Source organism: [Haemophilus] ducreyi (assembly GCF_900109315.1).
In the GTDB taxonomy this organism is placed as follows: domain Bacteria; phylum Pseudomonadota; class Gammaproteobacteria; order Enterobacterales; family Pasteurellaceae; genus Haemophilus_B; species Haemophilus_B ducreyi.
The window spans coordinates 158,026-174,846 of the sequence record NZ_FOJC01000001.1; the positions used below are offsets into that span (position 1 = coordinate 158,026).

The 16,821-nt window shown below is 37.5% G+C and carries 14 protein-coding genes and 2 pseudogenes; 8 read left to right on the plus strand and 8 right to left on the minus strand.

All coding sequences use genetic code 11. The features are described from left to right. Position 1 precedes the first annotated feature (1 nt). Positions 2-451, plus strand: a complete 450-nt coding sequence (gene rplI / locus BMX01_RS00775; RefSeq protein WP_010944971.1) for a 50S ribosomal protein L9 — start codon at positions 2-4, stop codon at positions 449-451. A gap of 222 nt (positions 452-673) precedes the next feature. Continuing rightward, positions 674-1,456 carry a hypothetical protein gene (locus BMX01_RS00780; protein WP_231087433.1) on the plus strand — a complete coding sequence of 261 codons (783 nt, stop codon included), beginning with the start codon at positions 674-676 and terminating at the stop codon, positions 1,454-1,456. Between the two features lie 17 nt (positions 1,457-1,473). Here BMX01_RS00780 and BMX01_RS00785 read toward each other — a convergent pair whose 3' ends face one another. Continuing rightward, positions 1,474-2,226, minus strand: a complete 753-nt coding sequence (locus BMX01_RS00785; RefSeq protein WP_064081989.1) for a class I SAM-dependent methyltransferase — start codon at positions 2,224-2,226, stop codon at positions 1,474-1,476. 176 nt (positions 2,227-2,402) lie between these two features. Between BMX01_RS00785 and BMX01_RS00790 the strand changes: the two are divergent. Both BMX01_RS00790 and rluB read left to right on the plus strand, forming a co-directional pair. Continuing rightward, a pseudogene (locus BMX01_RS00790) lies at positions 2,403-3,020 on the plus strand (L-threonylcarbamoyladenylate synthase). A gap of 59 nt (positions 3,021-3,079) precedes the next feature. Then, a complete protein-coding gene (rluB, locus tag BMX01_RS00795) occupies positions 3,080-4,150 on the plus strand; it encodes a 23S rRNA pseudouridine(2605) synthase RluB (protein WP_074647583.1) in 1,071 nt (356 codons plus the stop codon). A 102-nt stretch (positions 4,151-4,252) separates the two neighbouring features. Here rluB and ndk read toward each other — a convergent pair whose 3' ends face one another. Together ndk and metG are read right to left on the minus strand one after the other, a co-directional pair. Continuing rightward, entirely contained in the window at positions 4,253-4,669 is a 417-nt protein-coding gene (gene ndk / locus BMX01_RS00800) for a nucleoside-diphosphate kinase (protein ID WP_064081988.1), read from the minus strand. Positions 4,670-4,738: 69 nt separating this feature from the next. Then, positions 4,739-6,793, minus strand: coding sequence for a methionine--tRNA ligase (gene metG / locus BMX01_RS00805; RefSeq protein ID WP_064081987.1), 2,055 nt, complete (start codon positions 6,791-6,793; stop codon positions 4,739-4,741). A 147-nt stretch (positions 6,794-6,940) separates the two neighbouring features. Here metG and menC point away from each other — a divergent pair, with 147 nt between their 5' ends. Together menC and rsuA are read left to right on the plus strand one after the other, a co-directional pair. Further along, entirely contained in the window at positions 6,941-7,918 is a 978-nt protein-coding gene (menC, locus tag BMX01_RS00810) for an o-succinylbenzoate synthase (RefSeq protein ID WP_064081986.1), read from the plus strand. A 105-nt stretch (positions 7,919-8,023) separates the two neighbouring features. Then, positions 8,024-8,716 (plus strand): 16S rRNA pseudouridine(516) synthase RsuA, encoded by a 693-nt coding sequence (gene rsuA, locus BMX01_RS00815; RefSeq protein WP_064081985.1) that lies wholly within the window; start codon positions 8,024-8,026, stop codon positions 8,714-8,716. A 74-nt stretch (positions 8,717-8,790) separates the two neighbouring features. Here the strand turns inward: rsuA and BMX01_RS00820 are convergent, their stop codons facing one another. Both BMX01_RS00820 and BMX01_RS00825 read right to left on the minus strand, forming a co-directional pair. After that, on the minus strand, positions 8,791-9,171 hold the full coding sequence (locus tag BMX01_RS00820) for a hypothetical protein (RefSeq protein WP_064081984.1): 381 nt from the start codon (positions 9,169-9,171) through the stop codon (positions 8,791-8,793). A gap of 79 nt (positions 9,172-9,250) precedes the next feature. Next, positions 9,251-9,806: pseudogene (locus BMX01_RS00825) on the minus strand (TorD/DmsD family molecular chaperone). A 53-nt stretch (positions 9,807-9,859) separates the two neighbouring features. Between BMX01_RS00825 and nfo the strand changes: the two are divergent. Further along, the gene (nfo, locus tag BMX01_RS00830) at positions 9,860-10,705 is read left to right on the plus strand and encodes a deoxyribonuclease IV (RefSeq protein ID WP_064081983.1); all 846 of its coding nucleotides are present in this window, start codon (positions 9,860-9,862) and stop codon (positions 10,703-10,705) included. A 90-nt stretch (positions 10,706-10,795) separates the two neighbouring features. On the opposite strand, the gene BMX01_RS00835 is transcribed toward nfo, so the two are convergent. Together BMX01_RS00835 and grcA are read right to left on the minus strand one after the other, a co-directional pair. Continuing rightward, on the minus strand, positions 10,796-11,251 hold the full coding sequence (locus tag BMX01_RS00835) for a LexA family protein (protein ID WP_064081982.1): 456 nt from the start codon (positions 11,249-11,251) through the stop codon (positions 10,796-10,798). 228 nt (positions 11,252-11,479) lie between these two features. Next, a complete protein-coding gene (gene grcA, locus BMX01_RS00840) occupies positions 11,480-11,866 on the minus strand; it encodes an autonomous glycyl radical cofactor GrcA (protein ID WP_064081981.1) in 387 nt (128 codons plus the stop codon). 202 nt (positions 11,867-12,068) lie between these two features. On the opposite strand from grcA, the gene ung reads away from it, so the two are divergent. Beyond that, a complete protein-coding gene (gene ung / locus BMX01_RS00845; RefSeq protein ID WP_064081980.1) occupies positions 12,069-12,740 on the plus strand; it encodes a uracil-DNA glycosylase in 672 nt (223 codons plus the stop codon). A 69-nt stretch (positions 12,741-12,809) separates the two neighbouring features. Here ung and hrpA read toward each other — a convergent pair whose 3' ends face one another. Continuing rightward, a complete protein-coding gene (gene hrpA, locus BMX01_RS00850; RefSeq protein WP_074647606.1) occupies positions 12,810-16,769 on the minus strand; it encodes an ATP-dependent RNA helicase HrpA in 3,960 nt (1,319 codons plus the stop codon). Between the last annotated feature and the right edge of the window lie 52 nt (positions 16,770-16,821).

Sequence of the window (16,821 nt, forward strand, 5' to 3'; positions counted from 1 at the left end):
AATGCAAGTTATTTTATTAGACAAAGTTGCTCACTTGGGAACAGTGGGTGACCAAGTGACAGTTAAATCAGGTTATGCACGTAACTTTTTAATTCCACAAGGTAAAGCTGTTATGGCTACTGCGGCGAATATTGCGCATTTTGAAGCACGTCGCGCAGAGTTAGAAGCTAAAGCGGCCGCTGTTTTATCTGCAGCAAAAGAGCGTGCAGCTAAAATTGCAGCTATTGGAGCAGTATCTGTATCTGCAACAGCAGGTGATGATGGTCGTTTATTTGGTTCAATCTCAGCAAAAGATATTGCTGATGCATTGGTTGCAGCAGGTATTGAAGTAACTAAATCAGAAGTTCGTTTAGGCGAAGGTCCACTTCGTACTACTGGCGAACATGAAGTTAAAGTTCATCTTCACGCTGAAGTAAATGCAATGGTAACAGTAAACGTAGTTGCTGAATAATCTTTAGTTATTTAAAAACCCAGTCAGAAGGCTGGGTTTTTTATAGCTATTTGGGGGCTTAGTGGTTAATTCACGCTGTTTAGATAACAGCTAAAATCATTATTGATTTATAGTCAAATGTGAATATTGTATTTAATGTTTGAGCAGGATCATAAAATTTTTACCGTGTTTATTGATGATGAATTATAATAGTCCGTAATTTAGATGATGAAGGGCAGGATAATGCATTATAAAGGACTATTAATTTTAGGCTTAGCTATGTTAAGTAGTACAGCAATAGCAAAATGGCAAAAAATCAATGATGTTGATTATACTTGGGGGCCTTTCAAGATTTGTAATATTTCACTTTTTACTGAAACGGGGGAATATAAGCCACAAGAACGTCCTATTATGCTGACGTTAAGATATAATAAACCGGTTGATGGACGTGATTTTGCTATTTCTGTTGCTAAATCTTGGGCCAATTTAGGTATTGCATTATCTGAACAAAATGTTGTGATTGATCGATTACGTAAAATTCTGCCAGATTTAAAATCTGGAGATGCTTTAAGTTATATTGCATTATCAGATCATGGCTATTTTGTTTTGAATGATCAAGTAATAGAACAAGAATTTAATCATGAGTTTAATGATGCAATGCTAGCGATTTGGCTTGATCCGAAGGTGGAATTTAGTCATAAATTAATTACTAAAAAAATAGAAGGTGCGGCACAAGCGGTGCATTATTCAGCAGAATATCGCGAGAAAGTCACGTCTTCCTCTGAGGATCTAGTCACTCAAGAACAAAGACAACAAAATCTGCCTAACGGAATACCTTCTGGAGCAACATCATTAACCGAACAAGAAGAACGTGAAGATGATGAGAAACCGCCGGCAATATCAGAAGATGCAGAAAATGATCTGCACCATTCAATAGATGAATCAGCACCACAAATCGTAGAGCCTGAGCAAGAAATCATTCTTGATGTTGATCCGATGCCTGATTATCAATCACCGGTGTCTTAATTTTTGTCATTAGATGTTCACTTTTTAATTGCTTTGATAAAAAGTAACGGTGGTCGATGTTGCAAGTCTTTAAATTCCTGATGCCATTTAGTTTGTTCAGCTAACATAGGCTCTTCTATTTGTTTAATTTCAAATCCTGCTTGAATTAATTGATTAATAATGCTTGCCATAGTGCGATGGTAAGTTTTAAATGACTGTTGGAACCAGTTTCTATCTCGTTCACCTTCCTCGCGGTAATAGTTTAGTCGATAGGCGACCTGTTGTTTTTTTTCATTTTTTTCCCAACGATATCCGGTTCGATAACACGTCACAATCGGATGTTCTTGTGAAAAGATAAGGGTGCCGTTAGCGGTCATTTTTATTGCAATATTGGCTAATAAATTAGCAAAATCTTGAATATAATGGAAAGCAAATGAGCTTGTTACAATATCAAACTGCTGTTCTTCTAGCTCATTTAAACGTTCCATCGGTAAACAATGGAGTGAAAAAGCCGATTTGGTTGATGAATGTTGGCTCAGTTTTTGTTGTGCTTCAGTTAGCATTCGTTCTGATAAGTCAAGCCCAACTACTTTGCTTGCCCCTAACATTAAATAATGCGCTAAATGTGAGCCTGTACCGCAGCCTAAATCTAGTATTTTTTTGTTAGTTAACGTGGGTAATAAGGAAAACATCGTTGGCTTTTCAACGATTTCATTTAGGCTGAATGGATTTTGGCGTAATTGTTGATAACGTTCGAAGAAAATTGGCGTATCATAAATGTTTTTTTTCATATTTTCGGTGCTAATTGGCTATGATGAATCAATGTTAGCGGTATATTACTTTTATTCAGCAACGTTTTAAAGTGCTTTAAGTATGAGTATATTTACTTGAAATCAGAATTATTTAGAGAATATAGTCGGCTTGATGTATAATCATCAATTGATATTTTTTAGAAGGGTATGATGCAATGAGTCAATTTTTCTATATTCATCCTGATAATCCACAGGTTCGTTTAATTAATCAAGCGGTTGAAATTATTAAAAATGGTGGCGTGATTATTTATCCAACAGATTCAGGCTATGCATTAGGCTGCGCAATAGGTGAGAAACATGCAATGGATAGAATTGTTGCTATCCGTAAGTTGCCAGAAAACCATAATTTTACATTTGTTTGTAGTGATCTAGCTGAACTTTCAACTTATGCATTGGTGACTAATCAGTTGTATCGTCTGATTAAAAACAATACACCTAATCCTTACACTTTTATTTTTCCTGCAACTAAAGATGTGCCACGTAGATTAATGACAAAGCGTAAAACAATTGGTATTAGAGTTCCAAATAATACGATTGCATTAGCATTAATTTCTGCGTTAGGTGAACCGATTCTTTCTTGTTCATTAATGTTGCCTGATACTGAAATAACGGAATCTGATCCGGATGAAATCCGCCAACATTTAGAGCATCGAGTGGATCTGATTATTCACGGCGGTTATTTAGGGTAACAGCCGACCTCGGTAGTTGATTTAACAGGCGATACTCCAATGATTTTGCGTGAAGGTTCAGGTGATCTCAGCCCATTTAATTAATACTAAGAAATATTTCTCATATAACACGACGCTCGTGAGAGCGACAATAAGGAATCCTAATGACAACATTTCACAAAAAAGCAGCTAACAAGCGCCCTGTTTCTTTCAAAAGCAGACAACAAGATGATATAACCTCTTTTAAAAAGAGTGAAAATAAAACGCATAAAAAGTCTGTTAAGAATCGAAGTAAAGCGGTACGTTTAACGGCTAATTCAGTTGCAAAATCAACGCTAAAATTACCCGCTTCTGAGCAAATGCTACAGGATAAAAAAACCAAGATAGTCGGTGAAAAATTACAAAAAATCTTAGCGCGGGCAGGGCAAGGATCTCGCCGTGAGTTAGAAGAAGTCATTGCAGCTGGGCGTGTGAGTGTTGATGGTAAGATTGCCTCGTTAGGTGATCGGGTACACGTTAATGCTACGACTAAAATCCGTATTGATGGTACTTTAATTAACTTAGTGGCCGCTCAAAAAGAAATTTGTCGTGTATTAATGTATTACAAGCCTGAAGGTGAACTTTGTACCCGTGCTGATCCAGAAGGTCGCGCTACAGTATTTGATCGCTTACCGCGTTTAACGGGCTCGCGTTGGATTGCAGTAGGTCGTTTAGATATTAACACTTCAGGGTTATTATTATTTACTACAGATGGGGATTTAGCCAACCGTTTAATGCATCCAAGTCATGAAGTGGAACGTGAATATTCAGTGCGTGTTTTTGGGCAGGTTGATGACGCGATGTTGCAACGTTTACGTAAAGGTGTGCAATTGGAAGATGGTCCGGCAAACTTTAAGCAAATTAAAGCTGTTGGTGGTACAGGTCTAAACCAATGGTTTGATGTAACACTCACTGAAGGCCGAAATCGGGAAGTCCGGCGTTTATGGGAATCTCAAGGTGTAGAAGTTAGCCGTTTGATTCGTATTCGCTATGGTAATATTAAGTTAGAAAAAGGTTTACCGCGTGGTGGTTGGGAAGAGATGGGATTAGAACAAGTCAACTATTTGCGTGATCTAGTGGGTTTACCTGCAGAAACAGAGACAAAAGTAGATGTGACTAAAAATCGTCGTCGCACTAATATCCGTCAAATTCGTAAGGCGCTAAAACAGCATTCAAAATATCGAACAAAAAATTAAGAGAGTAAAACATAAATGCAAGGCCATAAAAATCACGTTTTTATGGCCTTGCATTTTTATATTGTTGAATATTCACTCATCGCGAGTTAACGTGGTTGTTGTCTAACAAATTTCCTCTTTGCTAAAGAAGTAATCTATTTCACGTTTGGCCGAAGTTTCTGAGTCTGAGCCGTGTACAGAATTTTCTTGATTACTGATTGCATAAAGCGCACGAATTGTGCCCGCTTCTCGTTGTTCTGGGTTAGTCGCGCCCATTAATTCACGGTAATGTGCAATGGCATTTTCGCCTTCTAATACTATTGCGACAATTGGTGCTGAGATCATAAATTCAACTAATGATGCAAAAAACGGTTTATCTTGATGTTCAAGGTAAAATTTTTCCGCTTGTGCTTGTGTTAATTGCAATTTTTTGATGGCTTTGATTTTAAGGCCTGCATTTTCTAAATAGCTAATAATTTTTCCGATGAGATTACGTTGTGTCGCATCAGGTTTAATTAAACAAAGTGTTTGTTGAAGCATTTTATCTCCTTGTTGCTTGATATTAGGCTCGTCTTTGTTAAAGATTTGCCAGTAATGGGCCAGACTTGATTATTTTACTTGCATGCCTGGGCGAATGCCACAGTCGCCTGAAAGTAAGAACAAGTCTGAGCCCCCCGTTCCTGCCGATAGAATCATTCCTTCGGATAGACCAAATTTCATTTTACGTGGTGCTAAGTTGGCAACCATAATTACAAAGCGACCATTTAATTCTTCCGGTTTGCTATAAGCCGCTTTAATGCCGGAGAGAACTTGCCGTTGGTGATCTCCTAAATCTAATTGGAATTTTAATAGTTTATTTGATTCTGGTACAGCTTCACATTGGATTACTTTGGCAACACGTAAATCTAGTTTGGCAAAATCATCAATGCTGATTTCTGCTGCGATGGGTTCAATATTTTGTTGTTGATTATCGTTCATTGTTGATGCTACTTGTGGTTGTTCTGTTTTAGGTTGCGTTGAGAATAGTGCTTTAGTTTCTTCAATCACGCTATCAATTTGTTTTTTCTCTAAGCGCGAGAAGAGAGATTTAAAGGGTGCAACGTTTTGATTTAGTAATGGACTAGCAATGTTATCCCAACGTAGTTCAGTTTGTAAAAATGCTTCTGCACGTGTTGCTAATTGTGGTAAAACGGGTTTTAAATAGCTGATTAAAATACGGAATAATTCAATGCCCATTGAGCAAACTGCATGCAATTCAGCTTCACGATCTGCTTGTTTAGCGATTACCCACGGTGCTTTATCATCAACATATTTATTGGCTTTATCACATAAATCCATAATTAAGCGAATAGCTTTATTGTATTCTCTTGCTTCATAATGATCGGCGATGTTGCTAGCTTGTGCTACAAATTCTGCAAAGAGGGCTTCATCTTCTAATTTATCTGCTAAGTTGCCGGCAAAACGTTTCGTAATAAAACTTGCATTACGTGAGGCAAGATTGACTAATTTATTAACAATATCACTGTTAACACGTTGTACAAAATCGTCAAGATTTAGATCTAAATCTTCAATCCGTTTATTTAGTTTGGCGGCGTAGTAATAACGTAAACATTCTGGATCAATATGTTTTAAGTAAGTGCTTGCTTGAATAAAAGTACCACGTGATTTTGACATTTTGACACCATCAACGGTGACATAGCCATGTGCAAATATATTGGTTGGTTTACGCTGATCACAGCCTTCTAGCATAGCAGGCCAAAATAAACTATGGAAGTAGACGATATCTTTGCCGATAAAGTGATAAAGTTCAGTTTTACTTTCTTTTTGCCAAAATTTTTCATAATTTAAACCGGTTCGATCACACAGATTTTTGAATGAAGCCATATAACCGATTGGTGCGTCTAACCATACATAGAAGAATTTATTTTCAGTGTCTGGAATCGGGAAGCCAAAATAAGGCGCATCACGGCTGATATCCCATTGTTGTAAGCCACTTTCAAACCATTCTTGCATTTTATTAGCAATTTGAGGTTGTAATGAACCTGAATGCGTCCAAGTTTTTAACATTGCTTCAAAGTTGGGTAAGTCAAAAAAGAAATGTTCAGATTGTTTGACAATAGGCGTAGCACCGGATACAACAGAATGTGGGTTAATTAAATCCATAGGACTATATGTAGACGCACAGACTTCACAGTTATCACCATATTGATCTTCAGCTTGGCATTTTGGGCAGGTGCCTTTCACAAAGCGATCAGGTAAAAACATCTGTTTTTCTGGATCGAATAGTTGCGAAATGACACGCGTTTTAATGAGGCCTTTATCCCGTAATGTTTTATACATTGCGGTGGTAATGTTTCGATTTTCTTCACTGTGTGTAGAATGATAATTATCGAAGCTAATGTTAAAACCTTGAAAATCGGCTATATGATCGGCTTTGGCTTTGGCAATGAGTTGTTCTGGGGTGATGCCTTGTTTGGCAGCATTTAGCATAATGGGGGTGCCATGGGCATCATCTGCACAGACAAAATAAACTTGGTGGCCTCTCATCCGTTGAAAACGAACCCAAATATCTGCTTGTATATGTTCTAACATATGGCCTAAGTGAATGGCGCCATTGGCATAGGGTAATGCACAAGTAACCAACATTTTTCTTTTATTCGACATCTTAAATCTCTTGAAAAAAACCGGGGAAATTGACCGCTATTGTAGCGAAAAGTGTAATTTTTTGCTACTTGAAAGCAAATTTTGCCTGAGTTTATTATCAATAAGCGGTAGAATTTATGGCTATTTTGGCAGATATAAGGAAAGACAATGCGGAGTGCTAAACTTTATCGTTATGTGATCCCAGTTGAAACAGGGACTATTTTGCGTAATCGTCGCTTAAAACAGCGTGATGGATTATTGATCCAGTTACAAGATAATCAACGAGTAGGATGGGGAGAAATTGCACCATTACCAGAATTTAGTCACGAAACGTTGGTTGAAGCTGAACAACAGATCCGTGATTGGCTTGTACATTGGGGTGAAGGTGACTTGCCGGATTTAACTAGTTATGCGCCTTCAGTTGCATTTGGCGTCAGTTGTGCTTTGGCAGAATTGGGGGATCAATTGATTCAACAAGCGAATTATCGGGCGGCACTATTGTGTTATGGTGATCCTGATGAACTCTATTCTTCATTAACGATGATGAGCGGCGAAAAAACAGGCAAAATGAAAGTCGGACTTTATGAAGCAAATCGAGATGGTTTAATGGCAAATATGTTGCTAGAAGCATTACCTGAATTACATTTACGCTTAGATGCTAATCGTAGTTGGAGCCTAGAAAAGGCATTAAAATTTGCGGAAAAAATTGCAGATCAACATAAAGCACAGATTCAGTTTATTGAAGAACCTTGCCAGACTCCAGAATTATCACGGCAATTTGCACAACAGAGTGGTATTGCAATTGCTTGGGACGAAACCGTTTGTGAGGCAGATTTTGTGGTAAAGAAAGAGCCAAATTTAGCCGCTATTGTAATTAAACCAACTTTAGTTGGTTCGTTACAAAAATGTATTGGGTTAATTGAACAAGCGCATCAACAAGGTTTGATCGCGGTTATAAGTTCAAGTCTAGAATCAAGCTTGGGTTTAACGCAATTAGCTCGTTTTGCGCAGCAATATACACCTTGCACTATGCCAGGTTTGGATACCTTGAATTTAATGAAGACGCAAATATTGCGTCAATGGCCCAATTCAAATTTACCTATTGCAGATTTAAATAGCCCGTTTATTACTGAGCTTGTGTTATAATTTGGTGATGTTAAGCGGTCTTTTTTATGATTTTTTGCCAAAAGTTAGCCGTGTATTTAACGGCTTTATATAGTTTGTTTCCTTTATCTTATATCAAGAGAAGCTATGCGTTTAGATAAGTTTATTGCTGAAAATATTGGCTTAACGCGTTCTTTAGCCAATAAAGCGTTAAAAAGTAGTTTAATTACCGTGAATGGTCAGGTGGTTAAAAGTGGTGCAATGAAGATTACATCAGCGGATGAAGTGTGTTACGAAGGTAATCGTTTGACTTGGTTAGAAAGCGGTCAATATTTTATGTTGTATAAACCACAAGGCTATATTTGTTCGAATGATGATAGTGAATACCCAACAGTTTTTCAGTTCTTTGATTATCGATTAATGGCGCGTTTACACACGGCAGGGCGGTTAGATGTTGATACAACCGGTTTAGTATTATTGACTGATGATGGGCAATGGTCACACCGCATTACTTCACCCAAATACCATTGTGAGAAAAGCTATTTGGTGACCTTAGCTGATCCGGTTGAGCAGGATTACGCGCTAAAATTAGCCAAAGGGATATTATTACGCGGTGAACGCGATCCTTGTTTGCCTGCGGCAATGGAAATAATTGATGATTATAATGTTAATTTGACGATTTGTGAGGGGCGTTATCATCAAGTCAAACGAATGTTTGCGGCGTTAGGCAATAAAGTGCAAGCCTTACATCGTTGGCAAATTGGTGAAATTATCTTAGATGAAACTTTACAAGAGGGCACATTCCGGCATTTAACTAAGCAGGAAATTGCCTATTTTTAAATCGTGAACCTTTTTTAGTAGTAACTACTAATCATTATTAAATAAGACGGACATGATCAATGTCCGTTTTATCTCTACCAACAATGATAGCCAAAAGGTTTTGAGAAAAATGTTGGATATTCTATATCATAACGGCGTCTTATTTCTTGTAATTCCATTTGGTGTTTATGATTTTCCCAAGCTAATTTATTACAGCTTTCAAAGAGCGGATCGCTTATTTTTTGTTGATAACGTTGATTGAGCGTGTGTTTTTCTGCTTCAGTCATTCCTACGTTTGAATTATATATTTGTTGCATTAATTCCGCAGTTTCATGATCACATTGTCTAGCTAATTCAATAGAAAGAGCCTGTTGTTGTTTGATTTTTTTGGCTTGTTGTTCAGCTTGTTTAGCAGGGTTACTGTTACAAGCGGTAATAAATAACGATAATCCGACCACTAATTTGTTTAATTTCATAATTTGCGTTCCTTAAATTTTACTATATAGCAAAATTTAGGCTGATAAATTGCCAATAAGTTGCAATCTATACATTGTTTTATAATTCTTCTTCAAGTTCATCTGCCATTGCTGCTAGCGCATCACGTGTTAATTGGGCTAAGGCTTTATAAAATAGTGGGTCGTGGGCTTCAACTTTACCTAAGAATTTACTCAAACAAGGTAATAAAAATTGTTCAAATAATTGTTGCTGTGCTAGCGTTGATGTTGCGTTATCTTCAAGCCAAGACGCCGTTAATAGCAGTAATACAATATGATTTGGTTGATCGAGTTTAGGCATATCTCTGGCTTGGCGAAAAGCGATAAATTCATCGATAGAGATATCATAGGCAGCAAAATCGGTCGGAATGGTTCCGTTTTCACCAAAAAGTGCTTGATAGCTGGTAATTAATCGACTAGGTTTAGCATTTTTTTCTAAAATGCTTAAGGCAAAATTGCTCTGTGAATCTAACAGTCAGTGCCCATTGTTGGCGTAATCCTGCTTGCGCTAGCCAAGAGAATGTGTTTGTTAGAATAGGATCAGCCGGTGAGCGATAAAATAAATTACCAAATAAACGGCAGAGTAAAGAGAAATCGTTAATGGTTGTTTGTGTCATAGCTTGTTAGAAATAGATAGATAAAAGCACATAGTATAACAGAGGATAACTAAATGAAATATATTGGCGCTCACGTTAGCGCAGAGGGCGGTGTTGAAAATGCGGTATTACGTGCCGTAGAAATTGGTGGCAATGCTTTTGCATTATTTACTAAAAATCAGCGACAATGGCAGGCGGCTACATTAAAAGCAGAAACGATCGAAAAATTTAAACGTTTTTGCCAAGTACATCAATTTACGGCTGATCAGATTTTACCGCACGATAGTTATTTAATTAATCTTGGTCATCCTGAATTAGAGAATCGCCAAAAATCAGTGACAGCATTTATTGATGAAATGCAACGGGTCAATCAATTAGGCTTAAAATTATTAAATTTTCATCCGGGATCGCATTTGAATAAGATCTCTGAGCGAGATTGTTTAGCTTATATTGCAGAATCAATTAATATTGCGATCAAAAAGGTGCCTAATGTGGTCGCAGTGATTGAAAATACAGCAGGGCAAGGATCGAATCTGGGCTATCGTTTTGAACATTTAGCGGAAATTATTGAACAAATTGAAGATAAAAGCCGAGTAGGCGTATGTTTAGATACTTGCCACCTATTTTCTGCCGGGTATGATATTAGTTCTTGGCAGGCGTGTGAGAAAACCTTTGCCGATTTTGATCAAATTGTTGGTTATGCTTTCTTGCGTGGTATGCATTTAAATGGTTCGAAAACGGCACTAGGTAGCCGAGTTGATCGGCATCATTGTTTAAGGGATGGTACCATTGGTACGGTAGTGTTTGAATATATAATGCAACATCATCAATTTGACCATATCCCATTGATTTTGGAAACGATTCAACCAGAAATTTGGGCGGAAGAAATCCTGTTTTTACGCGATTTATCGGCTAAATAAATTCGCTTAATGAGAAGTTTACGTATAGTTAGCCGAAAAGATTAAATTAGTCGTTAATGGGTATGGTTTAGCGGTCTATTTTTAGTGAGGTTAAGCAATATATTTTCTATTTGATTTAGGCGCAGTGCGATGTCGCATTTGATGCACTACATTAGTAATCACGCCGGCAATTTTAATGCTTTGCCAATCTTGAATGTGTAAATTAGGTTCACTGACATCTAACGAAAATAGGATCTTTTCTTTTTGCCCTGTTTTGTTTTCCATTTCGTTGAAAAATTGGTAAAACTTATATTCATTATTCTTTTCGATCACCAGTAGATCGTTGATTAAGTATGAATAAGTTTGCTCGACTATTAATAGATCATCTAATTCAATTCCCCAAGCAATTAAGTGTGGATTTTTGACTTGAATGAAGAATGTTTCAGTCGGTCGTTTGATACAAAGTGAATTTAGATCTAATTTAATTGAACGTTCAGTATTGAGATCGCGATACATTCGGATCGGTTGATAAGGTAGTTCGCGCGTGAGTGAGCGGATTGAAGCCATTTTGATATCCTTTTTAATATGGTTATTTATACAGGCTATTTTACTGATTAAAAAAACAGTGTCAATTGGTTTAGTCGCTTTTTTGTAAAAATATACAGTATTTTTAGTGGGCTGATGAGTTATGTTGTTGGGTAAACGATCTATTTTGCAAAATTAATTGCATCTTTCAGACAATAAAAAAGCATCTCTAATAGATGCTTTTGAAAGAAATTGATGATAAAACTGCTATTATAAGCTTTCTGTGAAAGTACGAGTAATCACATCACGTTGTTGTTCTGGTGTGAGGGAATTAAATCGAACTGCATAACCAGATACACGGATTGTTAATTGTGGGTATTTTTCTGGGTTTTTTATAGCATCTTCTAATGTTTCACGACGTAATACGTTCACATTTAAGTGCTGACCACCTTCAACTTTAATAGTTGGTGCGATATTAACCGGTATTTCACGGTAAGCAATTTGACCTAATTCGTTGATTGCAATAACTTGATTTTCTTGATAAACATCGCCTTTAGCTGCGATACAACGAGCTTCATTTTTCTCTTCGTCTAATAACCAGAAAGAGTTAACTAAGTTGTTGTTAGAAGATTCTGTAATTTGTATACCTTTGATCATTTTTAAGATTCCTATAGTAGTTTAATAATTTTTATAAAAATTTTTGATAAATTGAAATTTATTTGATGAATTGGATTTTATCATTTTTTTTTAAAACTTCTACTAAAAGTTGATTTTTGGTGGTAAAAAGTCATTTTTTGTTTAATAAATAAACTAAATGGCAAGGTTAAGCCCGTTTTACAAGTGAATAGTGAGATAAATTATGAATAGTTGGACCGAAGCGATTGGTGAAGAAAAAGTACAGCCATATTTTCAACAGCTTTTGCAACAAGTATATCAAGCACGTGCGAGTGGTAAAATTATTTATCCACCGCAAAATGAGGTTTTTAGTGCTTTTGCATTGACTGACTTTAAGGCAGTTAAGGTTGTCATTTTAGGCCAAGATCCTTATCACGGTCCTAATCAAGCGCATGGCTTAGCGTTTTCTGTGAAGCCGTCTGTTGTACCGCCTCCATCATTAGTGAATATATATAAAGAATTAGCCCAAGATATTGCCGGTTTTCAGGTTCCTAGCCATGGCTATTTAATCGATTGGGCAAAACAAGGGGTGTTATTACTCAACACAGTGTTGACTGTTCAACAAGGAATGGCGCATTCTCACGCTACCTTGGGGTGGGAAATATTCACGGATAAAGTGATTGCGCAATTGAATGATCATCGAGAAAACCTAGTCTTTTTATTGTGGGGAAGTCATGCGCAGAAGAAGGGGCAATTTATTAATCGATCACGCCATTGTGTTTTAACGGCGCCACATCCATCGCCATTGTCTGCTCATCGAGGCTTTTTCGGTTGTCAGCATTTTTCTAAAGCGAATGCATACTTACAAAGTAAGGGCATTGCTACCATTAATTGGCAATTACCGTTAGTTGTGTGAAAGTGAGAGATGTAAGAGGGAAAAGGCACTTGTTTTGTGAATCAACAGTGCCTTCTTTAATCTGCCTATTTATTTCAGTTCCGCAATTATATTTAAAATTCGTTTATCTGAAATAGGGTATTTAGTGCCTAGTTGTTGAGCAAACAAGCTGACGCGTAATTCTTCAATCATATAGCGTATGGCTAAGATTTCATCCGGCACGGCTTTGGATTTTGGCAATTTCGCTAACAATTGTTGATAGGCTTTTTGTACTTGTTCAATACGTAGAATTTTGGCGCGGTCACTGTTGGTGTCAGTGCCTAATTTGTCTAGACGTTTGTTAATTGCATTCAAATAGCGGTATAAATCACTTAATTTTTGGTAACCTGTTTTAACCACAAAATTAGGATAAATTAAGCCCGCTAGTTGTGCTTTAATATCGGATAAAGCAAAGGCCATGGTGAAATCCATTTTACGTTTCATTTGTTTATTGAGCTCAAAAGCAAGCGTTAGGACTTTTTCAACTTGTTGGGCAATATCTACCGTGGTATCGTTTAAGTGGGTTCGAACGAACTCGTGTAATGCGTTGAATTGTTCTTCCGTCCAGACAAAACCACCAAATTCATCAATTAATTTATCTACAGCACAAGCAATGCAATCATCAATTAATGCTAACACTTTACCAAATGGGGCAAAATATAAGCCTAATTTTGCTTTATTGGGTAATTTTTCGTGTAAATATTTGATTGGTGAGGGGACATTGAGTAGTAATAATCGGCGTAGTCCAGCTTGCATAGCTTGTGCTTGTTCAAATTCTGTTTCAAATAGTTTGATCCCCACAGAGGTTTGTTCATCGACAATAGCAGGATAGGCTTTTACGCTAAAATGCGGTTTTTGTTGTTCATAATAAGGCGATAGTTCAGCAAATCGCCAAACGTGAGCGCCGCTTTGTTCAATACCTTCATCCGCAATATGAGAAAGGGTATGTTGTATTTGATCTTTGAGCTCAAATTTTAATTCATCTAGATTAGCACTTTCTTTAATTTTTTTACCTTTTTCATCCACTACACGGAAAGTCATTGTTAAATGGGAGGCTAGTTGGTTTAAATCCCAAAGTGTAGAATCTACAGTAACGCCGGTCATTTTGCGTAACTCATCGCTGAGGCTAGTTAACAATGGTTTTGCAAATGGCTCCGCTCTATTTAAAAATGCTTCAGCGTAATTAGGTGCGGGCACAAAATTGCACCGGATCGCTTTAGGCAGAGATTTAATTAAACTGATTACTAATTCGTGACGTAAACCAGGAATTTGCCAATCAAAGCCTTCAGGCTCTACTTGATTGAGTAATGGTAAGGGGATATGTACGGTAACGCCATCATGGTCACGTCCGATCTCAAATTGATAAGTCAATTTTAATTTTAAGCTACCTTGATGCCAAAAATTAGGGAAATCTAACTCGCTGACTTTATTGGCACCTTGATTGATGAGAAATGATTTTTCAAAATTGAGTAATTCAGCATTCTGTTGAGATGCTTTTTTCCACCAACTATCGAAATGGCGGCTAGAAACAACGTCGGTTCCGATACGTTGATCGTAAAACTCAAATAATACTTGTTCATCGACCAAGATATCACGGCGCCGAGACTTATTTTCTAAATTTTCTATTTCTTTGATCAAGCGGTTGTTTTGTTTGAAAAAAGCGTAATTATTGTGCCATTCTCCCTCAACTAACGCAGATCGAATGAAAATTTCGCGACTGAGTGAGGGATCAATATTACCATAATTAACCACGCGATTTAGAACAATCGGAATGCCATACAGCGTGACTTTTTCGTATGCAATGACGGCACCTTTTGTTTTGGACCAATGTGGTTCGTTATAACTACTTTTTACTAGATGTTTAGCAAGCGGTTCAATCCATTCAGCGTTGATTTTTGCCACTGTTCTTGCCCAAAGTTTAGTGGTTTCAACTAATTCACTAGCAATGATCCATTTGGGTTGTTTTTTGAAAAGCGAAGAGGTAGGGAACACAAAAAATTGGGCATTACGTGCGCCTAGGTAATGCATTTTTTCATTTTCTTTCACACCAATATGCGACAGTAAACCGGTAAGTAACGCGGTATGAATTTGTGTATAGGTGGCTTCAGTGCTATTGATGGGGAGCCCCATTTCACGTACGGTTAAGCGTAATTGATGATAGATATCTTGCCATTCACGTATTCGCAAATAATTTAAGTAATCTTTTTGGCATTGCTTGCGGAACTGATTTTTACTGAGGGTTTTTTGCTGTTGTTGAAGGTAATGCCATAAATTGACAAAGGCTAAAAAGTCCGAATCGTTATCGGCAAAACGGCGATGTTTTTCATCCGCTGCTTGTTGTTTTTCTTGTGGTCGTTCGCGTGGATCTTGAATAGAAAGTGCGGAAACGATCATCATCACTTCGTGTAAACTGCCATTTTCGGCTGCAGCTAATACCATTCGCCCAAGCCTTGGGTCAATCGGCAGCTTAGCTAGTTGACGCCCAATATTGGTTAAACGGTGTGGCTTTGTTGGTGTTTTTGTGGTAGTGAGTTGCTGTTCTGCTGTTTTGTTGACGTTTTTTTTAATCGCTTGTAATTCTTCTAAGAGGCGAATGCCATCTTGAATTTGTTTGCTATCTGGTGCGTCAATAAATGGAAAAGCTGTGATATCGCTTAAACCTAGAGCCGCCATTTGTAAAATGACAGAAGCTAAGTTGGTCCGTAGAATTTCAGGATCAGTAAATTCAGCACGTGTGTTGAAATCTTCTTCGGAATACAGTCGAATACAGATGCCTTCTGATGTTCGTCCACAACGACCTTTACGCTGATTCGCGGAGGATTGTGAAATGGGTTCTATTGGCAAACGTTGTACTTTTGTGCGATAACTATAACGAGAAATGCGTGCGGTACCGGTGTCAATTACATATTTAATGTTGGGAATAGTTAATGATGTTTCAGCAACATTAGTTGCTAAAATAATTCGATTTAAGTTACTTGAACGGAAAATGCGTTGCTGTTCTTCAGCAGATAATCGTGCGTAAAGCGGTAAAATTTCTGTTAAATGGAGTTGTTGTTTAGTGAGCGCTTCAGCGGTATCGCGAATTTCTCGTTCACCATTCATAAAAATCAGAATGTTACCGCGTCCTTCAGCTTGTAATTCATCTACTGCATTTAAAATAGCTTGTAGCTGGTCTTGATCTTCTTGTTCAATAACGGGGCGATAACGAACTTCAACAGGAAAGGTGCGACCAGAAACTTCAATGATGGGGGCATTATTGAAATGTTTTGCAAAGCGTGCAACATCAATAGTTGCCGAAGTGATGATTACTTTTAAATCTGGCCGCTTGGCTAGAATTTGTTTGAGATAGCCTAGGATAAAATCGTTATTTAAACTACGTTCGTGGGCTTCGTCGATAATGAGGGTGTCGTATTGATTAAGATAACGATCATGTTGAATTTCAGCCAATAAAATACCGTCTGTCATTAGTTTGACTAATGTATTGTTGCTTATTTGATCATTAAAGCGAACTTTGTAGCCGACGGTTGAACTTAGCTCACATTGTAATTCTTCCGCAATGCGTGTTGCGACCGAACGTGCGGCGATACGGCGTGGTTGTGTATGGCCTATCATCCCTTTTACACCACGTCCAAGCGCTAAACACATTTTGGGTAATTGGGTCGTTTTACCTGAACCTGTTTCACCGGCGATGATAACCACTTGATGTTCGGCAATCACTTTTAAAATTTCTGCACGCCGGGCAGAAACCGGTAAATCGGGGTAATCTATTTTCAGCTGTTGATGTTGTGCTTGTCGTACTGAAAAATGGTTTTTTGCCGTTTGTAGTTGTTGTGCTATTTCGTGTGTAGTGGCTTGTTTGAGCTCAGTTTTTTTTATATTAGACAGGCTATGAATACGGCTACGTAAACGGTAATAATCTAAATTAGAGATATCGGTTAATTGTGCCAACAATGCTTTTTGCATAGCATCAAGCGGTTGATTTACGCGATTTTTTTGCAGGTGACGTTTCATTCGATGTGGGTAATACATAGCTATTCAAAGAATTAAGTGAGTTTATAATATA

What these genes read in the sequence shown, in the direction of transcription:
- rplI (WP_010944971.1), top strand. Translation starts at nt 2, where the DNA reads ATGCAAGTTATTTTATTAGACAAAGTTGCTCACTTGGGAACAGTGGGT.
- BMX01_RS00780 (WP_231087433.1), top strand. Translation starts at nt 674, where the DNA reads ATGCATTATAAAGGACTATTAATTTTAGGCTTAGCTATGTTAAGTAGT.
- BMX01_RS00785 (WP_064081989.1), bottom strand. Translation starts at nt 2,226, where the DNA reads ATGAAAAAAAACATTTATGATACGCCAATTTTCTTCGAACGTTATCAA.
- rluB (WP_074647583.1), top strand. Translation starts at nt 3,080, where the DNA reads ATGACAACATTTCACAAAAAAGCAGCTAACAAGCGCCCTGTTTCTTTC.
- ndk (WP_064081988.1), bottom strand. Translation starts at nt 4,669, where the DNA reads ATGCTTCAACAAACACTTTGTTTAATTAAACCTGATGCGACACAACGT.
- metG (WP_064081987.1), bottom strand. Translation starts at nt 6,793, where the DNA reads ATGTCGAATAAAAGAAAAATGTTGGTTACTTGTGCATTACCCTATGCC.
- menC (WP_064081986.1), top strand. Translation starts at nt 6,941, where the DNA reads ATGCGGAGTGCTAAACTTTATCGTTATGTGATCCCAGTTGAAACAGGG.
- rsuA (WP_064081985.1), top strand. Translation starts at nt 8,024, where the DNA reads ATGCGTTTAGATAAGTTTATTGCTGAAAATATTGGCTTAACGCGTTCT.
- BMX01_RS00820 (WP_064081984.1), bottom strand. Translation starts at nt 9,171, where the DNA reads ATGAAATTAAACAAATTAGTGGTCGGATTATCGTTATTTATTACCGCT.
- nfo (WP_064081983.1), top strand. Translation starts at nt 9,860, where the DNA reads ATGAAATATATTGGCGCTCACGTTAGCGCAGAGGGCGGTGTTGAAAAT.
- BMX01_RS00835 (WP_064081982.1), bottom strand. Translation starts at nt 11,251, where the DNA reads ATGGCTTCAATCCGCTCACTCACGCGCGAACTACCTTATCAACCGATC.
- grcA (WP_064081981.1), bottom strand. Translation starts at nt 11,866, where the DNA reads ATGATCAAAGGTATACAAATTACAGAATCTTCTAACAACAACTTAGTT.
- ung (WP_064081980.1), top strand. Translation starts at nt 12,069, where the DNA reads ATGAATAGTTGGACCGAAGCGATTGGTGAAGAAAAAGTACAGCCATAT.
- hrpA (WP_074647606.1), bottom strand. Translation starts at nt 16,769, where the DNA reads ATGAAACGTCACCTGCAAAAAAATCGCGTAAATCAACCGCTTGATGCT.